This window comes from Rummeliibacillus pycnus, from assembly GCF_002884495.1.
GTDB classification, from domain to species: domain Bacteria; phylum Bacillota; class Bacilli; order Bacillales_A; family Planococcaceae; genus Rummeliibacillus; species Rummeliibacillus pycnus.
Window position 1 is genome coordinate 58,919 of record NZ_KZ614145.1, and the last position, 26,257, is coordinate 85,175.

General features: G+C 32.5%; 25 protein-coding genes. 22 read left to right on the forward strand and 3 right to left on the reverse strand.

Annotated features, from left to right (window positions below):
• Positions 1 to 51 precede the first annotated feature (51 nt).
• The 14 genes from CEF14_RS00390 to CEF14_RS00455 all read left to right on the forward strand — a co-directional run bounded on the left by CEF14_RS00390 (position 52) and on the right by CEF14_RS00455 (position 12,785).
• The gene (locus CEF14_RS00390) at positions 52 to 729 is read left to right on the forward strand and encodes a response regulator transcription factor (RefSeq protein ID WP_102690999.1); all 678 of its coding nucleotides are present in this window, start codon (positions 52 to 54) and stop codon (positions 727 to 729) included.
• Positions 722 to 1,993: a sensor histidine kinase gene (locus tag CEF14_RS00395; RefSeq protein ID WP_102691000.1), complete on the forward strand. Its 1,272-nt coding sequence runs from the start codon at positions 722 to 724 to the stop codon at positions 1,991 to 1,993. The genes CEF14_RS00390 and CEF14_RS00395 overlap by 8 nt, the downstream gene beginning before the upstream one ends.
• A gap of 318 nt (positions 1,994 to 2,311) precedes the next feature.
• Positions 2,312 to 2,938, forward strand: coding sequence for a stalk domain-containing protein (locus tag CEF14_RS00400; RefSeq protein WP_102691001.1), 627 nt, complete (start codon positions 2,312 to 2,314; stop codon positions 2,936 to 2,938).
• A 29-nt stretch (positions 2,939 to 2,967) separates the two neighbouring features.
• Entirely contained in the window at positions 2,968 to 3,294 is a 327-nt protein-coding gene (locus tag CEF14_RS19140) for a hypothetical protein (RefSeq protein ID WP_211284543.1), read from the forward strand.
• A gap of 11 nt (positions 3,295 to 3,305) precedes the next feature.
• Positions 3,306 to 4,211 carry an FAD:protein FMN transferase gene (locus CEF14_RS00410; protein ID WP_245890016.1) on the forward strand — a complete coding sequence of 302 codons (906 nt, stop codon included), beginning with the start codon at positions 3,306 to 3,308 and terminating at the stop codon, positions 4,209 to 4,211.
• Complete coding sequence (locus CEF14_RS00415) at positions 4,204 to 4,764, forward strand: ferric reductase-like transmembrane domain-containing protein (RefSeq protein WP_102691003.1); 561 nt, start codon at positions 4,204 to 4,206, stop codon at positions 4,762 to 4,764. Before CEF14_RS00410 ends, CEF14_RS00415 begins: the two co-directional genes overlap by 8 nt.
• Before the next feature lie 446 nt (positions 4,765 to 5,210).
• The gene (locus tag CEF14_RS00420) at positions 5,211 to 5,906 is read left to right on the forward strand and encodes a response regulator transcription factor (protein ID WP_102691004.1); all 696 of its coding nucleotides are present in this window, start codon (positions 5,211 to 5,213) and stop codon (positions 5,904 to 5,906) included.
• A gap of 3 nt (positions 5,907 to 5,909) precedes the next feature.
• Positions 5,910 to 7,271: a sensor histidine kinase gene (locus CEF14_RS00425; protein WP_102691005.1), complete on the forward strand. Its 1,362-nt coding sequence runs from the start codon at positions 5,910 to 5,912 to the stop codon at positions 7,269 to 7,271.
• Positions 7,272 to 7,314: 43 nt separating this feature from the next.
• Positions 7,315 to 8,016, forward strand: coding sequence for a polysaccharide deacetylase family protein (locus tag CEF14_RS00430; RefSeq protein ID WP_245890017.1), 702 nt, complete (start codon positions 7,315 to 7,317; stop codon positions 8,014 to 8,016).
• A gap of 8 nt (positions 8,017 to 8,024) precedes the next feature.
• Entirely contained in the window at positions 8,025 to 8,621 is a 597-nt protein-coding gene (locus CEF14_RS00435; protein WP_102691006.1) for a DedA family protein, read from the forward strand.
• A 265-nt stretch (positions 8,622 to 8,886) separates the two neighbouring features.
• Positions 8,887 to 10,062, forward strand: a complete 1,176-nt coding sequence (locus CEF14_RS00440; RefSeq protein ID WP_102691007.1) for an MGDG synthase family glycosyltransferase — start codon at positions 8,887 to 8,889, stop codon at positions 10,060 to 10,062.
• Between the two features lie 22 nt (positions 10,063 to 10,084).
• Positions 10,085 to 10,732: a DedA family protein gene (locus CEF14_RS00445; protein WP_211284544.1), complete on the forward strand. Its 648-nt coding sequence runs from the start codon at positions 10,085 to 10,087 to the stop codon at positions 10,730 to 10,732.
• Positions 10,733 to 10,859: 127 nt separating this feature from the next.
• Positions 10,860 to 11,408: a hypothetical protein gene (locus CEF14_RS00450; RefSeq protein WP_102691008.1), complete on the forward strand. Its 549-nt coding sequence runs from the start codon at positions 10,860 to 10,862 to the stop codon at positions 11,406 to 11,408.
• Positions 11,409 to 12,284: 876 nt separating this feature from the next.
• Positions 12,285 to 12,785, forward strand: a complete 501-nt coding sequence (locus CEF14_RS00455) for a DUF2231 domain-containing protein (RefSeq protein ID WP_102691009.1) — start codon at positions 12,285 to 12,287, stop codon at positions 12,783 to 12,785.
• Positions 12,786 to 13,406: 621 nt separating this feature from the next.
• Here CEF14_RS00455 and CEF14_RS00460 read toward each other — a convergent pair.
• A complete protein-coding gene (locus CEF14_RS00460) occupies positions 13,407 to 14,675 on the reverse strand; it encodes a BaiN/RdsA family NAD(P)/FAD-dependent oxidoreductase (RefSeq protein WP_102691010.1) in 1,269 nt (422 codons plus the stop codon).
• A gap of 127 nt (positions 14,676 to 14,802) precedes the next feature.
• Here CEF14_RS00460 and CEF14_RS00465 point away from each other — a divergent pair, with 127 nt between their 5' ends.
• Positions 14,803 to 16,413, forward strand: a complete 1,611-nt coding sequence (locus CEF14_RS00465; protein ID WP_102691011.1) for a putative polysaccharide biosynthesis protein — start codon at positions 14,803 to 14,805, stop codon at positions 16,411 to 16,413.
• Positions 16,414 to 16,422: 9 nt separating this feature from the next.
• Positions 16,423 to 17,136, forward strand: coding sequence for a pseudouridine synthase (locus CEF14_RS00470; protein ID WP_102691012.1), 714 nt, complete (start codon positions 16,423 to 16,425; stop codon positions 17,134 to 17,136).
• 139 nt (positions 17,137 to 17,275) lie between these two features.
• Here CEF14_RS00470 and CEF14_RS00475 read toward each other — a convergent pair whose 3' ends face one another.
• Positions 17,276 to 17,497, reverse strand: coding sequence for a DeoR family transcriptional regulator (locus CEF14_RS00475; RefSeq protein ID WP_102691013.1), 222 nt, complete (start codon positions 17,495 to 17,497; stop codon positions 17,276 to 17,278).
• A gap of 328 nt (positions 17,498 to 17,825) precedes the next feature.
• Here CEF14_RS00475 and pepV point away from each other — a divergent pair, with 328 nt between their 5' ends.
• From pepV to trmB, 6 genes are all read left to right on the forward strand, one after another.
• Positions 17,826 to 19,220, forward strand: a complete 1,395-nt coding sequence (pepV, locus tag CEF14_RS00480; RefSeq protein WP_102691014.1) for a dipeptidase PepV — start codon at positions 17,826 to 17,828, stop codon at positions 19,218 to 19,220.
• A 546-nt stretch (positions 19,221 to 19,766) separates the two neighbouring features.
• Positions 19,767 to 22,082, forward strand: a complete 2,316-nt coding sequence (locus CEF14_RS00485) for a NosD domain-containing protein (protein WP_102691015.1) — start codon at positions 19,767 to 19,769, stop codon at positions 22,080 to 22,082.
• Positions 22,083 to 22,161: 79 nt separating this feature from the next.
• Positions 22,162 to 23,013, forward strand: a complete 852-nt coding sequence (gene dat, locus CEF14_RS00490) for a D-amino-acid transaminase (protein WP_102691016.1) — start codon at positions 22,162 to 22,164, stop codon at positions 23,011 to 23,013.
• 186 nt (positions 23,014 to 23,199) lie between these two features.
• A complete protein-coding gene (locus CEF14_RS00495; protein WP_102691017.1) occupies positions 23,200 to 24,267 on the forward strand; it encodes a hypothetical protein in 1,068 nt (355 codons plus the stop codon).
• Entirely contained in the window at positions 24,264 to 25,187 is a 924-nt protein-coding gene (locus CEF14_RS00500) for a diacylglycerol/lipid kinase family protein (RefSeq protein ID WP_102691018.1), read from the forward strand. Before CEF14_RS00495 ends, CEF14_RS00500 begins: the two co-directional genes overlap by 4 nt.
• A 68-nt stretch (positions 25,188 to 25,255) precedes the next feature.
• Positions 25,256 to 25,909 carry a tRNA (guanosine(46)-N7)-methyltransferase TrmB gene (gene trmB / locus CEF14_RS00505; protein ID WP_102691019.1) on the forward strand — a complete coding sequence of 218 codons (654 nt, stop codon included), beginning with the start codon at positions 25,256 to 25,258 and terminating at the stop codon, positions 25,907 to 25,909.
• A 78-nt stretch (positions 25,910 to 25,987) separates the two neighbouring features.
• On the opposite strand, the gene CEF14_RS00510 is transcribed toward trmB, so the two are convergent.
• Positions 25,988 to 26,170 carry a hypothetical protein gene (locus CEF14_RS00510; RefSeq protein ID WP_102691020.1) on the reverse strand — a complete coding sequence of 61 codons (183 nt, stop codon included), beginning with the start codon at positions 26,168 to 26,170 and terminating at the stop codon, positions 25,988 to 25,990.
• Positions 26,171 to 26,257 lie beyond the last annotated feature (87 nt).

The window sequence follows — 26,257 nt, forward strand, 5'->3', positions numbered from 1 at the left end:
TTTTTAAATAGTAAAATTTAAATATCTATTGTAAATACAGAAGGTGAAATAATGAAAATTCTTGTTGCTGAAGATGATTTACGTTTACTGAAGAATATTAATTTTATGTTAAAGAAGGATCTCTATCAAGTAGATTGTGCTAAAAATGGTGCAGAAGCATTAGATTATGCTCTAGTTGAAGAATATGATTTGATCATCTTAGATTGGATGATGCCAGAAATGGATGGAATCGAAGTGTGCTGCAAGTTACGAAAAAACGGCTACGGCGGTGGAATCTTGATGTTAACTGCTAAAGATGACCCACAAGATGTTATTTTAGGTCTCGATAATGGAGCGGATGACTATCTTATAAAGCCTTTCAAAATGGAAGTACTGTTAGCTAGAGTCCGTGCAATTTTACGTAGAAAGGACAAGCCGTTAGAACAAGTCATTCAAATTCAATCCTATACATTACAAGTAGATGCTCGAAAGTTTTATAGGGATAGTATGGAAATTGAATTGACGAAAAATGAATTTTTATTATTAGAATATCTATTCATCAATAAAGGGCGTATATTAACACGTGAACAGATTTATAATCATATTTGGGGATACAATGAAGATGTTTCAAATAACGCATTAGATGCTTTAGTAAAATTAGTACGAAAAAAAATTGATGATGGTGATCATCCTTCTATTATTCAAACTGTTAGAGGGATTGGCTATAAGTTGAGAGATTCCAATGTTTAGAAAAATTCAGCGAAAACTCACCATACAATATGCATTCTTTTTCTTATTATTTGTATTATTATTGCTGGCTACTCTTTATATTTCAATTTCTACAATTATGCAACAACAACAGGTACAAGAACTACAGCTATTCTTTGGTAAAGAACGTTATCATATAGAAAAAGATGATGAACCTCAAAGAGAACATAACAAAGATGACAAAATAATTGATGGAAGGAAAATAGAATACGATGCTAATCGGGCCAATTTTTACTATGTATTTACTAAAAACAACGAATTAGTGCATGGTGATGAATCTTTCTATGGACTTTATAAAGATGTTGCTCATTTAATGCTTGATGTAAAAGCAGGAGATCCACAAACAGTTGAATGGAAAGATGAAGACTTACTATTAATTAAATATCAATTGCCAATTTCGCATAATGGTAATTATATGATTATTGGACAGTCCGTTACCAAAATGCATCATCTATTAGAAAGGGTAATGTATGCGTTTATCATATTAATAGTAATCGGAACTTTATGTATTGCATTTTTGAGTCACTATCTTGCTGGTAAAGCAATGGTGCCAATTAAAAAAACTTTTGAACGACAACGAAAATTTGTCTCCGATGCCTCTCACGAATTGCGTACGCCTTTAAGCGTTTTCTATAGTTCTCTTGAAGTATTAGAAAATGACGATGAAAATCGATTTAGTGCTTTCGGACAAGAAGTATTAATCGATTTAAAAAAGGAAACTCAACATATGGAAGCATTACTAGAAGGTCTGCTATTTTTAGCACGCTTTGATCAAAATAAGTTAACAACTACAAAAGAGAATATCGCATTGTCTGAGTTAGTAAATAATATAACGAAAGCCTTTGAACGAACTTTACCCGATTCCATACAATTGAAAATACAAATAGATAATAATATTCACTTTGTAGGTGATGAAACAAGTATCAGGGAACTGCTTTATATCTTGCTTGAAAATGCAGCTAAATTTACGGAAAAAGGTTTTATTAGTGTATCGCTTACAAGTATGAACAACTACATTAAACTTATTGTAGAAGATACGGGAATTGGAATTACACAGCATGATTTACCACATGTTTTTGATCGCTTTTATCAAGTAACAAAAAATCGACAAAAAAAGGGTACTGGCTTAGGATTATCCATTGCACAAGCAATTGTATCCCATCATCAAGGACATATTTCAGTAGAGAGTGAATTTGGTCAAGGTACTAAATTTATCATTTCTCTACCAATTTTAAAAAAAGACTAAATCCTGTTTAAAACAGGATTTAGTCTTTTTAAATTAAAAATTTTTCTCGCAAGACATTGAATTCTCAACTTAGCACCGCACGAAGAAAATGTGAATACATTTTCGAGGACTCACAATCTTTCGCTTCTTAGATATAGCCGGCACAACACCCATATTTAATGTGCGTGTTTTATATCAAATTTTTGGATTATGAAATTGATTCACATGAAGTAGTTAAAGAAAAAGTAAATATACAAAAACTTTTTCTTTTATTTCTTTAATTCTTCAGATTCATTTCATGTCTGGTAGATAGACTATATTTGAAGGGAGCGGATAAAAGTGAAAAAAAGTTTATGGATGATTACACCAATCATGATTTTTAGTTTGTTAGGTGGACAGTATATTGCACATGCAGATGATGATGACGGCTATGAGCATCACGAAAAAAATGAACATTTTGACGAAGAATATGAACATGATCATGACGACGAAGATAAATATTACGAAGAAAATTATCAAAATGCAGAAGACAAATTGAATACAGTTGAACAAGGTCAATGGAATATATGGACACGATCAATAACTGATCATACAAACAGTACATTACCTTTTAAAGAAGCTAAGATAGCTACTTTTAACATTGATAATAATACATTTAAATTATATGTTGTCCCCAAAAAAGGTGAACTATTTGTTCCAGCAGGTAAGTTAACAAAACTTCTAGGAGGACAATCAACATATTACAAAAACTCAAAAATTATTGATACGAATGTGAATGGGAATCAGCTTATCTTCCGAGCAAATACAAATGTTGTATACGAAAACCTTACGAAAACGCCAATTCCTGCGAAAACATTTGAGTACAAACATGATATCTATGTTCCTGTAAGTGTAATTTTAAATTCTTTAGGTTACTCAATCGATTGGCAACAAGGAACACAACAATTTTTATGTCAAGTACTTTAATTTGAAAAAAATAGAGAGGGATGTTAACTATGAAAGATCCAAAAAAGGCAAAGTGGTTAGTTGGCTCATCCGCAGTTTTTTTATCAGCATTATTATTAACTCAAATGAATGGAACTGGAACTTCAAATACAAATAATCAGCATACAACTAGTAAACAAACAGCAGTTTACCAAACTAATTCTAATAATAATGAAAAAGAGTTATTACAGTTGGATTGGACTAATTTTAAAGTAACGAAAGCACCAACAGAATCAACACAATCAACAAAGTCAAAACAGTCAACACAACAAGCACAACCAACCGAGTCATCACAATTTACAAATCAAGGTACTGATCGCATGACACAACGATCATAGAGGTGAAACAAATGGAATCTCTTACACTTCACATGATGAATACTGAATTTTATGTAGAAGTGCCCTCATCTTCTGATAATTGGAAAGAGAGAGTTACGAACTGGTTAAGCTATGTAGCAAATGAATGGTCACGATTTATCCCAAATAATGAATTAGATCAAATTAATCAACTTTCTGTAGGGAAAAAGTTGAAAATAAACTCTTTGCTATATGACTGTTTAAAAAAGGCAAATGAGTATTATGAGCAAACAGACGGACTTTTTTCCCCTTATTTAAAAAACCAAATTGAAAACCAAGGATATGTTCAATCCTTTCCTTTTAAAAAAGGTAAAGGAGAAAGTCAAGATGAAGAAAATCTAAATCAAATCGTTAAAAATCCAATCCATTTTTTAGAAAACCACGAAATTGTAAAGACTGCTAATCAGCAAATTGATTTAGGCGGATTTGCAAAAGGATATGCAGTAGAACATATAAAAAAATGGTTACAAGATCAAGGATTCCCATATGGAATTGTAGATGGTGGAGGGGATATGACACTATGGTCAAATGGAGAAAAAGAATGGACTATTGGTATAGCTGATCCTTTTAATGGAGAAAACATCGGGAGAATTAAAATTAAAAACGGTGCAATTGCTACTTCAAGTAGAGTTTATAGAAGCTGGGTTTATCAAAATGAAGAGAAACATCATATTCTTAATGGTCAAACAGGTAAAGTAGCTGAAACAAATGTATTACAAGCGACAGTTGTTACGAATAGCTTATATCAATCTGAAGTGGGAGCCAAGTTATGCTTTTTAATGGATGAACAACAGCTAAACCAATGGTTTGAAAAGAGTGGTTGGCTTGTAGCTCGTTTTATTGTCAATAAAGATGAAGCGACTAAATGGATTAAAACAGGAGATGGAAAACATGTTTAATACTTGGGAATGGATCCGACTTTGCGGTTTTCTTGCATATTTTTATTTTACGATTTCTGTTATTTTTGGTTTACTTCGCAAAACATCATCGATTAAAAAACAGAAAAACTTACTATTTCATTTACACCTAAACGCTGGCTGGGTGGGGTTTTTGGCATTGATGGTACATATCTTGTTACTATTAATAGACCAATACCAACCATATCAAGTAAAAGAGATTTTAGTACCTTTCAGTGCACAGTATAAACCCCTTTTATCAGCACTTGGTACAATCAGTTTATATATTTTTTTAGTTGTTATATTTACATCTGATGTTTTGATCAGTGTGATGAATAGAAAAGTTTGGAAATCTATTCACTTTTTAGTTCTACCTGCATGGGCTATGTCTTTCTTACATGGTGTCTTTATTGGAACGGATAGTTCAAACCATTTTATACAAATATTCTATATTGTAACAGGAAGTATTGTCATAATTGCAGGTAGCTTCAGAGTTTACGGGGAATACAGCAAAAAAACAACTCCAACAGTAAGAACGAGAAGAAGCAGAGGGTAAATCCCAATTGGGCATTTACTCTTCTTTTTTTTATTCATGAGACTATAGTACTCTAACATCAAGATTAATTTTGAATCATTTTAAGTGTGCCCGAAAGAGGGGGATCTTGTGGGCAAAGCAATCAAAGAGAGAACTTCTTCTTTCATAGACTTGTTATTTGTCTTTGGTAAGCGTTTGCTTTTAGCTCACCTAAGAAATTAAAAGTTTTCTTTTCTTTAACAGAACCCCTTTTAAAATCCATTACAATAATAATTAAAGTTCCATTAAAAATTGGTTTTCAGGAGAAAATAATGCTAAATTAAAATGGGAAAAAATAAGTTTGATGTAATCTGTAACAGCTGTTGTATTGACAATAAATCATTCAAAAATCCAATGTATTTTCATATATGTGAACGACGTTGGCTTTATTTAGATACCATTATTTAAGTAGGAAGAGGTAGTTATATATGGTAAATAGAATTTTGGTAGTTGAGGATGAACTGCAAATTGCTAAAATATTGAAATTAGAACTTGAATATGAAGGGTATGAAGTAGTAGTCGCGAATAACGGTAAATTTGGATTGGAAGTAGCTCTTACTGGGAAAATTGATTTGGTATTATTGGATATTATGTTGCCTGAGATGAATGGAATTGAGGTATTAAGAAGAATACGAAAAGAAAATGAAATGATGCCGATTATTCTACTGACAGCTCGTAATATGACAATGGATAAAGTAACTGGATTAGATCTTGGAGCGAATGATTATATCACAAAACCATTTGAAATAGAGGAGTTACTAGCTAGAGTTCGTTCTTGTCTTCGTCAAAATGCAATTATCTCCAATGTAAATAATAACGAATCCATCATATCGGTTAAAGATTTAACGGTAAATCATGACACGAGAGAAGTAACCAGAGGAAACAATTCCATAACATTAACCCCGAAAGAATTTGACTTATTGGTTTATCTAATCTCTCATAAAAATAAAATTGTAACAAGGGAAAACATTATTAAAGACGTATGGGATTATGACTATGAAGGTGATACAAATGTAATTGATGTGTACATTTGGCATTTAAGAAAAAAAATAGATGAAGGATTTGAAAGTAATGCAATCATTGAGACAGTTAGGGGAGTGGGGTATATTGTAAGGGAGAGTTAACAAATGAAAATTAATACTAAAATCAATTTAATCACAACAATATGGATCATTTGTGTTCTAGTAATCGTTAATATAGTTGTTTTTTATTCTTTCATGACAGTAACTGTCAATGTAGAAAAAAAAGTAGTGCTTCAAAATGCGAGTGCAATCTTAGAAGATATTAATCATGGTGATACAGACGCTGTTATTGAAAAAAAATTATCCAAGTATTTAACACACGGATCATTTATTCGAATACTTGATGACCATTCTAAAATCATTCATCAAGTAACGAATAATAAAGAGTTAGCCAATAAAATTAAAGCGAGATTTTCTAGAAAAACAATTTCTGATCGATATTTAGTGCATTTAGCACAAAGAGAAGAACAAATTCTTGTTGTAAGAATACCTATTGAATCCAATGGTAAAGTTATTGAAACATTGGAAATTGGGGAAAGATTAGTCGGATTAGAATTAGGAAAAGATGTCTTACTATCAATATTAATCTTTTGTACCATTATGGGAGCCCTTATTTCTCTAATTGGTGGGAAATGGTTATCAAATATCATCATTAGACCGGTCTCCAATATGATTGATACCATGGAGGAAATTGAACAAAGTGGTATAACCAAAAGAATGGTGATCGATCAGCAACCTAAAGACGAATTGCAAAAGATGGCTGTTACATTTAATCGTATGATGGATCGTTTAGATATCAATATAGAAAAACAACAGCAATTTATTTCGGATGCGTCTCATGAACTAAAAACGCCAATTACGGTTATTAAAAGTTATGCTGATTTTTTAAGAAGACGTGGTATACAAAACAAAGAAGTTGCCTTAGATGCAGTCGAAGTCATTCATTCAGAAGCTACTAGAATACAACAAATGACGGAGAGATTTTTGGATTTAGCTAATACAGATTTAGAAAATGAACTAGAAAAGAAATCAATAGACTTAGTTGCCTTATGTAAAGAAATAGTCAAGCAGCTTCATAGCACTTATAAGAGGGATTTACTATTACATTATAAAGAGAAGACAATTACGGTTATAGCAGATGAATTAAAGTTAAAACAGGTAATTATTATCCTACTCGATAATGCAATCAAATATAGTTCAGATCAAATTGATATTTATCTAGAAAACCAAAAAAATGGTACGATTATTCGTGTAAAGGACTATGGAATCGGTATCCCTAAGGAAGAAATAAATAATGTTTTTGAGCGATTTTATCGAGTTGATAAGGCAAGAAATAGAGAAACAGGTGGAACAGGACTTGGATTATCTATCGCAAAAAACATTATGAAACAGCATAATGGTGAAATAAAAGTAAATAGCACTGAAGGAGTAGGAACGGAGGTAGAATTATTCTTGCCAAAAGATTGACTTTTATGTCAGAAAAAATCTATTGAAAAGAGCTGTGATTTAAGTGATATATTTATTAATTTGTGGTGTAATGGTATTAGTGTTATTTATTTGCTATGGTCCATTACCTACTGTACTTATTCGTGTATCAGAGCATGGAATTAAAAAAAGAATACAAGCAAAGGGAATGGCTATAACTTTTGATGATGGTCCAAATGATATATATACGCCTCAATTGCTTGATGTGTTAAAAAAATATGATGTAAAAGCTACTTTTTTTGTTGTAGGTAGTAATGTTCTAAAGAATCCAGAAATAGTTAAGCGAATGGCTAAAGAGGGACATACAATAGGTATTCATCATTTTGATCATGTTTCAAGTTGGATTATGTCTCCATTTCGATTAAAAAAACAATTGCAAATGACAGAAAAGGCCATTACTGAATGTACAGGTGAAAAAGTTTCGTTTTATAGACCGCCATGGGGCCATTTTAATCTTTTCACATTAGCAGTAAGTAAAAAATACAATAAAATAATGTGGTCAAATATCTTTGGAGATTGGAAAGTGGAAAAGGCAAAACATGGTCTGTTAAATGAATTAAGAAATTCAGTAAAAGAAGAAGCCATTTTTGTGTTACATGATAATGGGGATACTTTAGGGGCTGAAGAGGAAGCACCGAAATACATGATTCGAAATTTAGAGATTTTCCTTAAAGAATGTAAAGAAAAAAATGTACGATTTATTACATTAAAAGAGCTAAAAGAATAGAGGGTGTTATGAGTATAGATACAATTACGCAATATATTGGTTCTTATGGTTATATAATACTTTTTATCTGTTTATTCTTTGGGATTGTTGGAATACCAGCACCAGAAGAATCCCTACTTTTTTTAACAGGTATATTAATTAGTCATCATCAGCTATCAATGGGACCAACTATTGTGTTATCAGAACTAGGAGCTTTTGTAGGAATGCTTACTGCGTATACTTGTGGAAAGTATTTAGGTAAACCTTTTGTAAGTAAATTTGGTAAATATATTGGTCTTACAAACGAAAGGTGGATCAATATAGAAAATAAGTATAGGAAGAATGCTTACAAAACGATTACTTTCGGTTTTTATTTACCAGGAATTCGTCAATTGAGTCCTTACTTTGCAGGGATTGCCAAAATCCCATTTCTTCGTTTTTTTCTATTTTCTTTATTAGGCAGTATTCTTTGGACAATTCCATTTATATTAGTAGGATACTTTACGGCTGAAGCTATTTATATTAACCCCAAATATGTACCTTATTTTGGCGTTGGATTATTCATATTATTTTTAATGTATCTATTTATTAAAGCAATAATTTCCAAAAAAAATAATTATATTTAACACAAAAAGACGTTCATCAAGTAACCTAATTATGCAATGAACGTCTTTTTTATTGAAGATTGATTTTCTTCAGCTGTTATTTTATAGAAATAAATAAACTATTTCCAGGATCCATGCAATTAAATACTCGCTGAAAGTTACATTAAAAATAAATTAAAAGAGAAGATTTTTACAAAAAGAGTGGTATTCTCTAATTGTTAAGTTTAAGTTGTATTTTTAATTTAACAACTAGGAATCTTTTCTTAGTGAAAAGGAGTTAATGAAAGTGAAAAAGATTCTATTCTTTCCACTTTTACGTATGCAATCTGGTCATCATCAAGTTGCAGACGCAATAATGGATATGATAAAAAATCGAATTGACGATATTGAATTAAAAAAAATTGATTTGATGAGTTATACAAATAAATCATTAGAAAAAATTATTTCACGTAGTTACTTAAAATGGATAAGATTTGCTCCAGCAACTTATAACGTAGTTTACAAAAAACATTTCTATTCACAAAAACAAACTAAAAATTCTTATAAAATTTATCAAGGAATATTTATAAAGAAAATGGAGCAATTAATAGACGAAGAAAAACCAGATGCAATAGTTTGTACACATGGATTTCCATCTTATCTTTTAAGTCAACTAAAAATGCAAGGAAAATGTAATGTACCTGTTATCAACGTTTATACAGACTTTTTTATCAATAATGTTTGGGCAAAAGAAGGAATAGATTTCCACTTTGTTCCAAGCCTAGAAGTAAAGCGAAATTTAATGGAAGTGTACAAAATACCTAGTGAAAAAATTATTGTTACAGGTATTCCAACTCATGAGGAAATACTAAAAACGACACATCGAAACTTTACTAGAGAAAAGCCACAAATTTTAGTAGCTGGAGGAAATAGTGGTCTAGGCGGTATATTAAAATTATCTTCAGAAATGAAGAATTCAAAACAATTTAATTTCACTGTACTTTGTGGCAATAATCAAAAATTATATGATGAGATTCTTTCTTGGGATTTAGATCATATCAATCCTTTACCTTATATTTCATCAAGAACAGAAATGAATCAAATTTATGATGAAGTAGATGCGATTATTACAAAACCAGGTGGCGTTACGATTAGTGAAGTATTGAAAAAAAGGCTTCCAATTTTCGTTCATGCCTATTTACCTGGTCAAGAAGAAATTAATATGACCTACTTAAAAAAACAGCAGCTTGTGTTTGAACTTAACCAAACAGTTTCATTGGAAAGTCAATTAAACAAAATTTTAAAGGACACTAGAAAAATGAAACAATGGGAACAATCAATTGACCTTTTTCAAAAAGGATTACAATTGGAAACACCTGAACAAATGGTCGATGTGGTAAATTGGATTTTAGACAAAAAATCAACAAGCATTCCATTATATAAGGTTGAACCTTCAATACATTTACAAGTGGCTAGGGTATAAGAGGTTTAGAGGAGGATTCACCTTGGGAGATATCATAGCCTATTTTAATCAGTACGGATATCTAGTACTACTCGTTTCACTCATACTTGAAATGATTGCTTTTCCTTTACCAGGTGAAGTCATATTGAGCTACTGTGGATTTCTTGTATATCAAGGTCAGTTAAACTGGATTCTTAGCATTCTAATGGCCTGGTTGGGTGTATCAATCGGCGTTACAATTTCGTATTGGATTGGTTATAAACTTGGAACACCCTTTTTAGTTAAATACGGAAAATTCCTTTTGTTAAGACCAGCACGAGTAAAAAAAACATCCGTATGGTTCGGAAAGTATGGAAAAAAATTATTAGTAATCGCTTATTTTCTCCCTGGTATTAGACATGTGACAGGGTATTTTTCAGGAATTACAAGACTTCCATTTATAAAGTTTGCAATGCTTGCTTATAGTGGTGCATTGATATGGGTATCTGTTTTTATTTGTACAGGAGAACTTTTGGGGCCGAAATGGAAAACCTTCAGTTCCATCATCAAACCCTATCTCATCAGTGGAGGTAGTATTGCATTACTAATGATAGTAATGATTGTGATTTATAAAAAATATAGAGTGCAAATTACGAAAAAAGCTTTTTGGATCATTCAAATACTTTTTCATAAATCTAATAATCCAAAATAAGCATTCAGTTTTGATTCTAAAAGATACTGGTGGATGTTAGGATTAAGTAAGTGATCATCAATTTTTTTGGTTAAAGAATATGTTAAGTCTGTTTTCTATATCAAATAGACAAAGGTGAGGATTTACAATGAATATTAATAAAGTATTTATAAGAGAAACAGAAATTCCTATTCAAAAAGGAACATTACGTTTAATAGACTTTGAAGATGAAATTACAGTTGAAATAGAGCTAAATGTTCATCCTACAGTCATTAACTTTTTTAATTCTTTAGATTATAGAAAAGAACAAGCTCTTTTACTTTCTAACGATACAAAAAACAAAATTATAGGTGAGTTTGAAATACACATTGGAAAAAACGGTGTCTTATTAGTAGGAGACCCAAATGAAGTGAAAGGGTTAGAAAATTTGAACCCTATTCCTTATGAAACAAGACCCTTTGAATTAGAAAAAGACAAGGGCATTTCAATCACTGAAGAGTTGCGTGCAAAAGAAAATTCACTATTTGTCAAATTTTTAGATACATTACTAAAAAATGAAATAAATGATAAAGAAAATATTAAATTTATTCAAACCCTATTAAATAAAATACAAAATGGAGAGAAATTAAACGAATTTGATCAATATATAAAGGATGAAATTAACTACTTAATGGAAGAAGTAATTTCTTTGGAATAGCAAGCTCAAGCTAAGAGAAGTGAAAATGAAAAACTAGAAATCAAATCACTTAACCATTATATAAATAGAAAATCTCAATATGATGAGTTTTTTCGTTTGAATTTACGTACTTAAGAATTTGGTGCTTCTCCTGTTTTTGCTTAAGCGATTATATATCCTACTTCAGGTGAAAATCCTATTCCTTCTAAAGCCCCCACAAGGATCAATTCTTGCAAGATATGTGTAGGAATTAATTCCTTTGTTACATCTCTAATCCTTCCTTCTATAATATTTTTCTATAATCAATCGAGTTATTTGAAATGTACTAACTAGCCAAATTTTGTTATATCCTTATTTGGAGTAACATGACTAGTTTAGGTATAAAGGTGATATAGTGAAATATGAGCTTTTCAATTATACAAAAATTCCTCCTTCAAATATTTTCTATTAGTGTTAATTATCCAGTTTACTCTATTAAAAATAGATAAATCTACCGATACGCGCTACGTGCAAGTCCCAGCAGCACACAATTTGAGGACACTGAAAAAGTAAAAAGAGGTAGTTTTTTATGATAAAAATCTTCTGAAGCCATCTTAGGTTTAGTAGAATTAGCGGATACTTCTATGGGAATAAGGACTAGACGAGACCCTAGAGAGCTATTAAGGAACGGAGTCTAAGAATGCCACGTCCGGTGGCTACGACTTCGTGACTAACATCCTGTTGCACCGAGTTGGCTCTAAAAATTTGTGTTATAATCTATCAAAACATGCTTGGATATTCCTCAATTTAAATGTACATAATAAATAAGATAATTCTTAAAAAAATTGAGAATTTCAGAGCTTTTTCAGTTTCAATATGTAGGATGAAACCAGAAAGAAAGAGAGGAGCATAAATTATATGCCATTACATCCATTAATCGTTCATTTTCCAATTGCTTTATTAATATTAGCAGCAGTTATCGAAATTGTGAATGTTGTTATGAAAAAGGAATCACTTAACAAATTCGGTACTTTACTAATTATTCTAGGGGTAATTTCAGGGTTTGCTACACTTGCTACAGGTGATGGAGCAGAACATTTTGCTGAAAATAAATGGGGAGATGCTGTAGAAGGAAAAATAGGACCTCATGAGACTTTTGCAGATATTTCAATGTTTATTTTTAGTGCTTTAGCGATTATCAAAATTCTTTTCAGACATAATATATTCAAATGGAACTTTTTACAAAGTAAAGCTCTTAGAGGTGGTTTTGCTACTGTATTGATTGTACTCCTAAGTATTTCTGGAGCAGCATCAATAGCGGTTACTGGACACCTAGGTGGTAAAATTGTTTACGAAAATAATTCAAATACTTCTGTGACTCATACAAACGATTCCCATCAAGATTCAGATGAAAATTAGAAAATAACTTGATAAAAAAAGCCCTAGAGTAATCACTCTAGGGCTTTTTTCTATATGCATTCGATTGTGATTTATAGAGGACCTCTTCGTCTTCCATTAATATAAATCTATTTCGACCGGATTCTTTGATCTATTGCAAGGTCACTTGATAGCATTGTTCGCCTATTAAGTAAATGTATATTTCTATTTTTAAGTTGAATTGAATCAATTTCATATATACTATTCTAGTCGTAAAACACGAGTGTTATTTAAATATACAATCCAATAATTCGGATTACACTTCAACTATACTATTTACTGAATATGCCGCTCCAGATGGCACTTTCCGTGGGCGAGCAGTGAGCCTCCCCGTCCGCTTACGCTACCTGCGGGGTCTCACTTGTCTCGCTTTCCCACAGGACATTGAATAAGCTTCCTTGAATTCGCACCGCACGAAGAAAATGCGAATGCATTTTCGAGGACTCGCCATCTTCCGCTCCTTAGACAATATCCTAATAGATATTGCACAATAATTTAATCTTTTAATGTTCGTATTTTATATCAAAACTTTGAATTATGAAATTGACTCAATTGTATATTTTTTAAAAAAAGTAAAAGAGTATTTTAGATTTTATTGTGTTTTTATTGTCTATCTTGAACATATTCTGCAGCATTGTGTCCTGCAATTCGACCTGTGACAAGTGCAGAGGTGATATTGTAGCCACCTGTATAGCCATGTATATCTAAAATCTCTCCGCAGAAATATAGACCATTTTTCTTTTTAGAAGCCATTGTTTTCGGCTCAATTTCTTTGATGGAAACTCCACCACCTGTGACGAATGCTTTTTCGAGTGGTTGCGTACCATTTACTTTCATTTCGAATCCAACTAAATCACTAGCAAGGTGGCGCGCTTTTTCAGCTGGAAGATCTGCACCTGTTAAGGATTCTTCGATATCAGCTCTTGCCATTAAGAAGTGAAGCCATCGTTCTGGTACAATCCCTTTCCAAACATTTTTTACAGCTTTTTTTGGTTCTGCTTTTGCCATTTTAAAAATGAATTGAAAAGCTGATTCAGGATTGTAATCTGTTAATGCTTGAATGCGTATTGTAACAGGGGTACCTCCGTTTTTCTTCATCTCTTTCACAACGAATTGGCTACAACGTAAGATTGCTGGACCACTCAATCCAAAGTGAGTAAAGAGCATATCCATTTTATGCATAATGATTGTTTTTCCTTTTTTATTTAAGACGGAAACTTCTGCATCTCGAAGGGCTAATCCTTGCAACTCTTTACTACGAATAAACGTCTCAGATGAAAGCAGTGGAACTTCGGTTGGAAAAAGTTCAGTAATTGTATGCCCTGCTTTTTCAGCCCAGGGGTAACCATCACCTGTAGAACCTGTTTGAGGGACTGCTTTTCCCCCAACTGCGACAACGACTGCACCCGCCTTGATTTCATGTCCGTCTTTTAGGCGAACACCAATAATTTTTTCTTCATTCATTAATAATTTTGCGACAGGGGTGTTTTGACGAATTTCAACTTTTAAACGATTTAGCTCATGAATCATGGCATCAACAACATCTTGTGCGCGATTTGAGACAGGGAACATACGACCGTGATCTTCTTCTTTTAATGCAACACCAAGACTTTCAAAAAAGGCGATTATATCTTCATTATTATAAATAGTAAATGGACTATATAAAAAACGCCCGTTTCCTGGTATATGTTTGACAATTTCGTCAATTGGTAGTCGATTTGTTACATTACAGCGACCACCTCCAGAAATTGCTAACTTACGACCTAATTTATGTCCTTTCTCAAGTAGCAGGACTTTCTTTTTTGCAGAACCAGCAGCAATCGCGGCCATTAAACCTGATGGACCACCGCCAATAATGATTACATCATACATTTAGGGGAACTCACTTTCTGTTTTTGAATTTATTATACACGAAGTACAGAAACTATTTGAGTAATTGAACAACGAGTTGTAATATAAAAATTAGTTTTATTAGATTTGGAAGGATTGGAAGGGTATTATGTCATCTTTAATGAAAGGGACTGCCATACTAACAATTGGCATGTTTTTATCGAAAGTACTTGGCCTCGTTTACATATTCCCGTTTTATGCCATAATTGGGCAGGAAAACGTGGCATTATATTCGTATGCCTATGTTCCATATACAATTATGCTATCGGTAGCGATCTCTGGTGCACCGATTGCAGTTTCAAAATTTGTAGCAAAATATAATAGTCTTGGTGATTATGAATCTGGACGTAAACTTGTTCGTTCTGGGTTACTTATAATGACGATTACAGGTTTTTTAACTTTCTTAGCCTTATATCTTTTAGCGGATCCAATCGCGCATTTAGTGATTAAAGATAAAGAACAAGTTTTTTCTGTCTCACAAATTGCAGGGGTTATTCGATGGATTAGTTTTGCCTTGATTGTTGTACCATTTATGAGCTTAGTCCGTGGCTTTTTCCAAGGCTATGATCATATGGAGCCAACAGCAATTTCACAATTAGTAGAGCAAATTATTCGCATTATTGCGTTATTAGTGGGTTCTTTTCTTGTTATGCGTGTCTTTAATGGTACAGCACAAACAGCCATTTCATTTGCAGTATTTTCAGCATTTATAGGCGCTATAGCAGGTTTAATCTCTCTTTGGTATTATTGGCGAAAGCTTCAGCCAGAGTTTAATCTAAAGTTGCAAAGTAGCGTATCATCTGGTCAACTATCTTATAAAAGTATTTATAAAGAAGTAATTACGTATTCTATTCCATATGTATTTGTAGGAATAGCAAATCCACTATTTCAACTAGTAGATATGCTAACCTTTAATACAGCAATGTCTAATATTGGATTGGCTAGAGTATCAGATGATTATCTAGGTATGTTAAACTTTACCACACAAAAAATAGTCATTATCCCTGTCATGCTTGCGACAGGTTTTTCAATGGCACTTGTACCTGCTATTACAAACTACTATACGAAAAACCAACGTGGTGCACTGATTAACGCTATGGATAAAACATATCAAATCTTGCTGTTTATCACGTTACCAGCAGTTGTTGGTATTTCACTTTTATCAACAGATATTTATCACTTACTCTATTCTGAAAGTGCAATGGGCTCAAGCATTTTAGCAACATATGCACCAGTTGCCATTTTGTTTGCGTTATTCCAAGTAACAGCAGCATTATTGCAAGGGATTGATTATCAAAAATGGATTGTATTTAGTCTTTTAACAGGTATATTAATAAAATTAGCCATTAATATTCCTTTGATTGAAGCATTCCAAACAAAAGGTGCTATTTTAGCAACAACAATTGGTTATGTTGTTTCAATCATTATTAACATGATTGTTTTAAAAAAGGCTCTAAATTATAAATCAAAAATGGTGATTAGACGTTCATTATTAATCATTGCATTAACAGTTGTTATGGCTGCTTTTGTTATTGTCGCACATAAAGTACTAGTGGTTATGTTTGGACCTGCACATTCAAAATTACTGGCACTTCTGTATATAGTTGTTTGTATTTCAGTTGCAGTTGCAATATATGCTTTCTTATCGCTCCGAATCGGACTTGCTCAAAAACTGTTAGGCTCTAAAATTGAAAAAATTGCAAGTAAATTTGGTTTGTAGGAGGTTGTTATGCGTTTAGATAAATTGTTATCCAATATGGGATATGGTTCAAGGAAAGACGTAAAAAAATTATTGAAGATGAAGGCTGTTTCAATAGATGGAATCATTGCAAAAGATGTATCTCTGCACGTTGATCCAGAAAAACAAAATGTAACGGTTCTTGGTGAAAGAGTGCATTATCAAGAATTCATTTATTTAATGATGAACAAACCAGCAGGTGTAATATCGGCAACTGAAGATTTATATGATCAAACAGTAATTGATTTACTTGATCCCTTCCATGCACATTTTAACCCTTTTCCTGTGGGGAGATTAGATAAGGATACAGAGGGTTTCTTACTTATTACAAATGATGGCGTATTGGCTCATAATTTGCTTTCACCGAAAAAACATGTACCTAAAGTCTATTATGCGAAAATAGAAGGTAGAGTTACAGAAGAGGATATTGAGGCATTTAATCAAGGTGTTATTTTAGATGACGGTTATCTTACTAAGCCAGGTAAACTAATTATCTTAAAATCTGGTCAAGTATCTGAAATCGAGTTAATGATTTCGGAAGGGAAATTTCATCAAGTAAAAAGAATGTTCGAAGCGGTAGGTAAAAAAGTAACGTATTTAAAAAGGTTGTCTATGGGGAATTTACAACTAGATCAAAATTTATCACTTGGTGAATATCGTGAATTATCACCTGATGAAATCGAGAAAATAAAACAAAAAGAATGACCAAGCGACGCAGCATGGTCATTCTTTTTTTAAACTTTCGTTATTTGCATAGTAACATGTTAGACGAAATTGCCACCAGCATATGGCGAGTGCATCGTCCATTCAACGAAAAGCGTGAGATCCAACTCGTTGAATCTTTCTAAGATGTCATTTTCACTTTCTTACGCGTCGTTGTCCATTTGCCCCGACTTGGACTTTCTACCAAATCGTTAAAGGCTAACACATTCAAATCTCTTTGAATGGTGCGAGGAGTGATGCCGAATTCATCGACTAAATCTTGCGTAGTCACAATCCCATTACTATGAATGTACATATACACATCTTTAATTCGATTGAGCATCCGATCAGTGGTTGGTTTCATTGTTGAACCACTCCTTCATCTTATTTCTCAAGACTAGCGGACGACAATAATTGCGAGGTATTCAGGCTCCTAATTTAGTTTGCCTTAGACATCCCCTTTTCAATTTTGTATGGCAGACTTTTATTATCTGACAATTCCATTATAGCGAAAGTGAATTCAGTTTTCCATACTTTTGCTTATTTTTTTACGATTGTAACAATATGTTTACATTTAAACACGTACATTTATATAATTAAGTGTTATAAATGTACGTGTTTTTGGTATCTCTATGTGAAATGTGGAAAAGGGTGTAAAATAAGAATGAGATTTATCAAGGAGGAATTTATTTATGGATTGGTTCAAACAAGCCCAAGACCGTCAAAATGAGTTAATTGGCAACTTACAAGAATTAGTACAAATTAACAGTGTGTTAGATGAAAGCACAGCTTCTGATGATGCTCCATTTGGTGAAGGACCTAAAAAAGCTTTAGATTGGATGCTTCAACAAGGGAAGGATCAAGGATTAAAAACAAAGTTAATCGACAACATGGTTGGCTATATTGAAATGGGTGAAGGGGAAGAATTAGTCGGAATTCTTTGTCATGTAGATGTTGTGCCAGCAGGAAGTGACTGGGTTCACCCACCATTTGGCGGTGTAGTAGAAGACGGTAAGTTATTTGGCCGTGGTTCTATTGATGATAAAGGGCCAACAATGGCTGCTTGGCTAGCGATGAAAATGGTGAAAGATGCAGGCATTGAATTAGATCGAAGAGTTCGTATGATTGTGGGATCTGATGAAGAAAGTGGTTTTAGATGTGTTAAACGATATGTTGAAAAAGAAGAGATGCCAACATTAGGGTTTGCACCAGATGCAGATTTTCCAATTATTAATGCAGAAAAAGGTATTGCTGAACTTTCATTCCGACAACAAACAAAATCCTCTGATAACGAACAATTAGTTTCATTCCACGCAGGACATCGTATCAACATGGTACCAGATTTTGCCGAGGCAATCGTACGTAATGTACCTGAAGAATTTGAAATAATATTCAAAGCATACTTAAAAGTAGCTGAATTAGAAGGTTCAATAGAAGATCATGCCAACGGATTTAAACTATCAATTAAAGGACGTTCTGCACATGCAATGGAACCAAATGTTGGTATTAATGCAGCAGTGAAACTTGCTCAATTTTTGAACACGGTCTTCACAACTCCTCAATCTAAAAATTTTACCCAATTTTTGGTAACTGGTTTTGCGAATGAAACGCGCGGTCATGCACTTGATTTAGCATTTACGGATGAGATTTCAGGCGATACAACATTAAATGCAGGCGTTGTTTCATTTGAAGATGGTAAAGGTGGACAAATTGATGTTAGCATGCGTTACTCAGTATCCTATCCATATGAAGAAAAAATTACTGCTTCTAAATTAACAGTAGATAAATTAGGCTTTGAACTAGTTGTAGTGGATGATTCTAAACCTCACTATGTAGATCCACAAGAAGAATTAATCCAAAAACTATCTAAAGTATATGAACGTAATACAGGAGAAAAAGCAGAGCTACTTTCTATTGGTGGCGGTACTTACGCACGTGAATTAACAAAAGGCGTAGCATTTGGTATGTTATTCCCAGGTGAACCGGATCTAGCTCACCAAGCAGATGAATATGTTGTTGTTGAAAATTTAGTAAAAGCTGCAGCTATTTATGCAGATGCAATTGTCGAATTAGGTACAAAAAATTAAATTTACCCTTTTATTAATCTATAAAAATTGGTAAAATAATGGTAACAGCCCCCATATTTTTATGGGGGCATTTTTATTTATGTTCAATAGGGTCGAGTGTGTGATTGTTTCTAAAGATAGACTACTACTAATCAGAACACAAAACATATAGAAAGGAATAGAAAAATTTATAACAAGAAGAGAATCTGGATGGTTGCACGGGTAGTCGTATTGCTGATTAGTATTCCAACAAATATACAAGTAAAATCAACTACTTACTTCATAAATTTACCCTAGGGTAGTAAAGCTATGGAGCCAATTTGGAGTAATTTAATTCTCGACTGAATAACAATGTGTCAATAGCAAATAATACGTTTACCCAATTTGACAGGGAAGTAATTATTCTGGAGGAAAGCGCCAATAAAGTAATCAATCGTAATTCTACACTTCAAAAAATGCGTTCTGATGCAAAAAATTATTGAACATAAATATACTAATGCTGATCTAATACAATTTTATAAAAACTAATAACATTATGGTGATTGCCAAAAAAGGAGTGATTAATACATGAAAAATATTGGTAAATGGATTGTTTACATAGCAGCTTTTACAATTTGCATTAGTTTTTTAGTGTTTAAAGATTCTTTATTACACGCATCTGCAAAGCAAGATACCTATACTATTTCTACAAGTACAACACCCATCAATAAAAAAATGAAAAAGTATACAACTTACTCAGCTGAAACCAAAAATTATTACACCATCAGATCCTACTTAGAAAAATTAGAAAGTGATGGTGGCGGTACGCTTATTTTAAAGAGAGGTACGTATAGAATAACTAACACATTATTTGTACCATCAAATGTCACGATTCAACTAAATGATGGTGTGATATTAGAAAAAAGTATGGATACTGGCAATGACTTAAAACCCTCCAAATCACTGTTCCAACTTGTTGCACCTAGTATTGCAAAAAATGGTGATATGATGGATGAGTATAATGGCTCAAAAAATGTGACAATTACAAGTAATGGGAAAGCAACAATTGATTTAAAAGAAAATGAAAATGTAAATGGTATCATTACTGGACACAATAAAAATTTGACCATTAAAAACATTCAATTTACAAATGCAAACGAGGGTTACTTTATCCAATTAGTTGCCAATCAAAACGCCAAGATACAAAACAATAGTTTTACAAACGAAACCTCTTTTACGAAACCTGCAATTAGTATTGAAACCGCTGACTTTTCATATGGTACTTATAAAGTTAACTGGAGTATGTATGACGAAACACCAAATTCACAAGTTTTAATTGAAAAAAATACATTTGATCAAGTTTATCAAGCCATTAGTTCCAATAACTTTACGGTAGACACGTACCAATTAAAAGTGAGAATTTTAAATAACAAAATAAAAAATACAGAATCCAATGCAATAACAATGAAAAATTGGAAGTTGCCTACTGTTGAAAAGAATATCATTCAATCTGTAAACAATGGCTATGGTATTTATGTAAAAGGTACCTATAAGCCAGTTATTCAAAATAATCAATTTTTGAATATGGATATTCCTGTGTTATTAGCAGCACAAACGGGTTCTAATGAGCAGTCAAATGTAAATACCATTACGTATGGAACTAAAAAGGCGCTAGCTTCGAATGAAGGGAAAGACTTACAGGAATTCTATATGCATATAGAGAATAATGCAGCTGAGCCTGTTGAGAAAATAGAGATTACTGATATGAATGATCTTGGCAAAGATGAATATAAAGTAACTCCAGAAACAGTAACTCTAAACAAAGAGTACCTTTTACGTCCATCCTATACTCCTCAAACAAAGCAATACTATGCATTACGCTCTTACATGGAACAACTGGAAAAACAAGGTGGGGGGAAAATTATTTTTACTAAAGGTGTTTATACAATTTCCAATGTTTTGTATGTACCATCAAACGTTACTTTAGAGTTTGAAGATGGTACAGAAATAGTTAAAGGCGATGAAACAGGAACACCTACGATGAACCCTTCAAGTTCCATCTTCCAATTAATTCGTCCATCACTATCCAAAAAAGAACGTGCTGTAAGTGGACATAATGGAGAAAAAAATATTAGCTTTATTGGAAAAGGAAAAGTTGTCTTTAATTTAAACTTTAAATTGAGTAGCTTTGCGATTATTATGGGACACAACAAAAATGTCCATATATCCAATATTCAATTCCGTAATATGAATGCAGGGCATTTTATCGAAATGGATGCATCTGAAGATGTTACTATTGCAAATAGTCAATTTATTGATTCAAAACCATCGGATCGTTTTATTAAAGAAGCGATTAATATTGATACACCCGACAAAACAACACTTGGTTGGAGCTCTAAATGGAGCAATTTCGATTGTACGGCAAATAATAGAATTAATATCATTAACAACAAATTTGTGAATTTAGACCGAGCTATTGGTACTCATAAGTATTCAGGAGGACATCTCCATACAAATGTTGTGATTCGTGGAAACCTAATTGATACAACCCGTAATGACGCAATTCGAATAATGAATTGGAAAACGCCAATTATTGAAAAAAATGATATTCGAAATGTTGCTGTCAATGATTCCAAAAAGAGAGGCATACTTTCCAGCGGCGCGATTAATCCCAAAATTCGAAATAACACCTTTACGAATGTTGGACGAGCTATTCAATTTATTGCTTGGAAAAATAACGGACCTGGGGAACAATACGAAGAAATTAAAGATGTTTTAACAGATGAAGAAAAGGAATTATTAAAAACAAATCAGCTATTTAATACAACTGAAAACTTTATTCGAATTTCATCCGTTTATGCTGTGTATACAAAACCTGAAAAAATAATCATTAAGCATTTTTAATTATGGAGATGTGATGAACTTTTGTTCACCACATCTTTTTTATGTATTATTATTAAAGAAAAAGGAGATGAAAGAATGAATGACAAAAATGTTATATAATGATTCCTTAATCGACATAAATGATGCAAAATTATCTATTAATGATAGAGGATTTCAATTTGGTGATGGTATTTATGAAGTCATAAAAGTATATGATGGGTCAATGTTTACAGCAACAGAACACATTGATCGTTTATACAGAAGTGCGGATGAAATTCGTCTTGTGATTCCTTATACCAAGGACGTTCTACATAAAATGCTTTATGATCTTGTGGAAGCAAATGAATTAGTTACTGGTCATATTTATCTACAAATTACTAGAGGAGTAGCACCAAGAAATCATGCTTTTCCTACAGAATTTACAATGCCAACATTTATTGCATATACGCAAGAAGCTAAAAGACCTATTAATAATCATCGATTTGGTGTGAGTGCAATTTTTGTTGAAGATATTCGTTGGTTACGTTGCGATATAAAAAGTTTAAATTTACTAGGTAACGTTCTTGCAAAGCAAAAAGCGCATGAAGCACACTGTTATGAAGCAATTCAACATAGAGGTGAAATCATAACCGAAGGGGCATCTTCTAATATCTACGGTATTAAAGATGGGGTACTCTATACTCATCCAATCAATAACTATATTTTAAACGGAATTACAAGACAAGTTGTGATGGAATGTTGTAAAAAAATTAAATTACCAGTTGTAGAAGAACCGTTTACAAAAGAGCAAGCACTGCAAATGGATGAGGTTTTCCTATCGTCAACAACTTCTGAAATTACGCCAATTATTAAAATCGACGATACAATTATTCAATCAGGAGAACCAGGTAAATATACACGAAAAATCCAACTAGCTTTTGAAGAAAAAATCCAGCAGTTACTATTAGTGTAAAAATTTAAAAAAGAAACGATGTATTTTCAACTGAATGGTCAGTCTATAAAATAAGGACCAATTATACAAAGAATATTGAGGAGAAGTCCCTAACTTCTCCTTTTTTTCGTTTAATAACATGGTAAAATAGAAACAAATGTCTTCTTAGATTTACTATTTTGAAATGATTTTGGGGAGGGAAAGGTTATGGCACAATTAGTTAAACTACAAGATTATGTATCACGTTATCAAAAAGACTTAAAAAGATACCCAACCCAATTTGTAAGATTAAAAAGAATACAATGGGATCGTATGAAGGAAGAATGGGAATCAGGCGAAAAGATTACAATTTGGGATCAAGAAGATCCAGTAGATGTTGAGGAAAAACCACATAAAGGCTTTTTGAAACGAATCATGAAATTTACACATAAAAAGAAAATGTCTTCTTGGGAAGAAGATATAGACTCAGAAGGTAAAGAAGATATTTTCCATCAAATAAATGAGGGAATTACGAATCATGGAGTGGAAGAAGAGATCGATTCCGAAGAGTCGAGCACATTTATGTTTCAACCAACCATTTTGTATCATCCACAAACTATTGAAGACTTAAAAAGAATGTATATGGATCAGCTTTTCCAATTTCAAATAAAATGGGCAAGTGCAACCTTGCGGGAAAAATCCTATGTAAATCCAAAATACTATCGAGATTCCTTGTTAAGAGCTTTTACACAACGCTTGCCAGATAGTTATTTGTTATTTTACTATCCGATTTTTCAAATAAAAAAGGCACCTGTCGAAATAGGAATAATTATTCTTACACCAACTGAATGTATATGTATACAAGTGCTAGAAGAAGAAGTACAAGCAGTATTTGTAGAAGATGGTAGTCGATTCTGGAAGAAAAAAGTTGGGAAAATCGATAAAAAAGTATTAAGTCCATTGCTTGGGTTGAATCGTATGGAATCCATTGTGAAGAAAATTTTTAAGCAAAATGAAATAGATTTGCCGATTCGTAAAGTTGTTCTATCGCGAAATGGATATATTGACTATCCAGGTTCAAGTTTTGGAGTGGAGTTTATTGATAAAAGAAAGTATGCGGATTGGTTTGCCCATCTGAAGAAAAATCCTTCACCGATGAAACACATGCAATTTAAAGCAGCACAATTTCTTTTAAATTCAGTACAAACAACTTCTTATAATAGAATTGATGAGGATGAGCAAGTTCACAATATACCTTCTATGAAATCGGAAAGCTTTGAGGAAGAACGTACATGAACCTACTTTTTATCATAAATGGTCGTGCAGGGAGAGGGGCTGCTAAAAAGTGGGAACGATTAAAATCAAGGTTATCTGTACCTTTTCAAGAAGTATACACAGAATATCCCTGTCATGCTACAGAAATCGTAAAGGAACATGGCAGAGTGAATCAGCAAACATTATTAATAGTAGCAGTTGGGGGAGATGGCACGATTCATGAAGTAATCCAAGGCGCTATTGAATTCCCACATATCATAGTTGGCGCAATTGCAGCTGGCTCAGGGAATGATTTCGGTAGAGGTTTCGAGTATTTTAAAACAGTTGAAGAAATCCAGCATTTCATGCATCAACCTATTAATCAGGCGAAGATGGATATTGGTGTTTTAGAAAATGTTATGGATATTAAATATTTCATGAATAGTGCAGGTTTTGGATTTGATGCATGGATCAGTAAACTTGTTAATCATTCAAAAATCAAAAAGTATCTAAATAAAGTTGGATTAGGTAGGCTTTCTTATATTTATTATTTGATTAAAACCCTATTTACTTTTAATAGATTTACATTAACTCTGATTCATAATGGGAAAAAACAAAATTTCCACCATGTTTGGTTTGTTGTTGCTAGTAATCAGCCTTACTTTGGAGGAGGGATGAAAATCTCACCTCAATCAGTTCCAAATGATGGACAAATCGAATTAACAATTGTCAATGAATTATCAAGCATGAAATTATTATTACTGTTTATTACGGTCTTCTTTGGTCAACATACAAAATTTAAGGCAGTTAAACAATTTAAGGCAAGTGATTTTGAAATGATGATGGATCAGAATGTTATTGCACATACTGATGGTGAATATGCAGGTGAATATACTAAAGCAACCCCAATTCACTTTCGATTAAAGTCACATGCTTGGCAATTAGCTAGAAAGTCTTCTTGACTAAGTGATTGCTTTCTTGAATAATTAAAAGTTGAATCGTACGAAAAATATAGAAATGAGGAAATACATTGAGAGTTCGTAACAAACCTTGGGCAGGAGATTTTATCAAAGCTCATCCCGAAATTATCGTGCCTAACCCAGAAAATTTCAGAGGTAAATGGAAAGAGTTTTTTGGAAATGATCATCCATTGCATATAGAAGTAGGTTCAGGTAAAGGACAATTTATAACAGGGATGGCTTTACAAAATCCTAATATCAATTATATTGGTATTGAATTATTCGATAGTGTCATCGTAAAAGCTGCTGAAAAAGTAATAGCGGCTGGAACACCTAAAAATGTACGTTTACTATGCGTAAATGGTGCAGATTTAGAAAAATATTTCGCAAAAAACGATGTTGATCGTTTATACTTAAACTTTTCTGATCCATGGCCAAAATCACGTCATGCAAAACGTAGATTAACACATGAAAACTTCTTGAAACTATATGAAGCGGTATTAGTTGACAATGGTGAAGTGCATTTCAAAACAGATAACCGTGGATTATTTGAATTCTCATTAGTAAGTATGTCGCATTATGGCATGAAGTTAAATTATGTATCCCTTGATTTGCATGCAGAAATGCCAGAAGACAATGTGATGACTGAATATGAAGAAAAATTCTCTTCTAAAGGTCAACCGATTTATCGCCTAGAGTCGCAATTCCAAACAAATAAAGCTTAACTAAAAATTTTGTATCTGTTATTATGAGTGTCTTAAAAGTGAGTTTTACATTTTTAAGACACTCATTTGTGTTTGTGGCTAATTTAATGATTCTTTACTTAATGGCTGAATCATTATTTCCCTCTCTAATCTTTGCAAACGCTGATCTATTTTCTTTTGATAGTCCAAAGATAATTCTGTTTTATATTCTAATTCTTCTATTGTGTTTAACAATTCTAAATATTGAATGCATTTTTTCTCATATTCTTCTTGAATTCTCATTCGTTTCTTTCCTCGCTTAGTCATAAAGTTATTTATATATAGTGTATCCTTTAGTTGATAAAATAAACACAAAAAGGCATTTTATGG

Bases quoted from the DNA above. Each gene is read 5' to 3' on its own strand.
- CEF14_RS00465 (WP_102691011.1), top strand. From the start codon at position 14,803: ATGTCATCTTTAATGAAAGGGACTGCCATACTAACAATTGGCATGTTT.
- CEF14_RS00450 (WP_102691008.1), top strand. From the start codon at position 10,860: ATGAATATTAATAAAGTATTTATAAGAGAAACAGAAATTCCTATTCAA.
- CEF14_RS00425 (WP_102691005.1), top strand. From the start codon at position 5,910: ATGAAAATTAATACTAAAATCAATTTAATCACAACAATATGGATCATT.
- CEF14_RS00460 (WP_102691010.1), bottom strand. From the start codon at position 14,675: ATGTATGATGTAATCATTATTGGCGGTGGTCCATCAGGTTTAATGGCC.
- CEF14_RS00415 (WP_102691003.1), top strand. From the start codon at position 4,204: ATGTTTAATACTTGGGAATGGATCCGACTTTGCGGTTTTCTTGCATAT.
- CEF14_RS00435 (WP_102691006.1), top strand. From the start codon at position 8,025: ATGAGTATAGATACAATTACGCAATATATTGGTTCTTATGGTTATATA.
- CEF14_RS00470 (WP_102691012.1), top strand. From the start codon at position 16,423: ATGCGTTTAGATAAATTGTTATCCAATATGGGATATGGTTCAAGGAAA.
- CEF14_RS00410 (WP_245890016.1), top strand. From the start codon at position 3,306: ATGGAATCTCTTACACTTCACATGATGAATACTGAATTTTATGTAGAA.
- CEF14_RS00485 (WP_102691015.1), top strand. From the start codon at position 19,767: ATGAAAAATATTGGTAAATGGATTGTTTACATAGCAGCTTTTACAATT.
- CEF14_RS00455 (WP_102691009.1), top strand. From the start codon at position 12,285: ATGCCATTACATCCATTAATCGTTCATTTTCCAATTGCTTTATTAATA.
- CEF14_RS00420 (WP_102691004.1), top strand. From the start codon at position 5,211: ATGGTAAATAGAATTTTGGTAGTTGAGGATGAACTGCAAATTGCTAAA.
- CEF14_RS00510 (WP_102691020.1), bottom strand. From the start codon at position 26,170: ATGAGAATTCAAGAAGAATATGAGAAAAAATGCATTCAATATTTAGAA.
- CEF14_RS00390 (WP_102690999.1), top strand. From the start codon at position 52: ATGAAAATTCTTGTTGCTGAAGATGATTTACGTTTACTGAAGAATATT.
- dat (WP_102691016.1), top strand. From the start codon at position 22,162: ATGACAAAAATGTTATATAATGATTCCTTAATCGACATAAATGATGCA.
- pepV (WP_102691014.1), top strand. From the start codon at position 17,826: ATGGATTGGTTCAAACAAGCCCAAGACCGTCAAAATGAGTTAATTGGC.
- CEF14_RS00495 (WP_102691017.1), top strand. From the start codon at position 23,200: ATGGCACAATTAGTTAAACTACAAGATTATGTATCACGTTATCAAAAA.
- CEF14_RS00475 (WP_102691013.1), bottom strand. From the start codon at position 17,497: ATGAAACCAACCACTGATCGGATGCTCAATCGAATTAAAGATGTGTAT.
- CEF14_RS00395 (WP_102691000.1), top strand. From the start codon at position 722: ATGTTTAGAAAAATTCAGCGAAAACTCACCATACAATATGCATTCTTT.
- CEF14_RS19140 (WP_211284543.1), top strand. From the start codon at position 2,968: ATGAAAGATCCAAAAAAGGCAAAGTGGTTAGTTGGCTCATCCGCAGTT.
- CEF14_RS00500 (WP_102691018.1), top strand. From the start codon at position 24,264: ATGAACCTACTTTTTATCATAAATGGTCGTGCAGGGAGAGGGGCTGCT.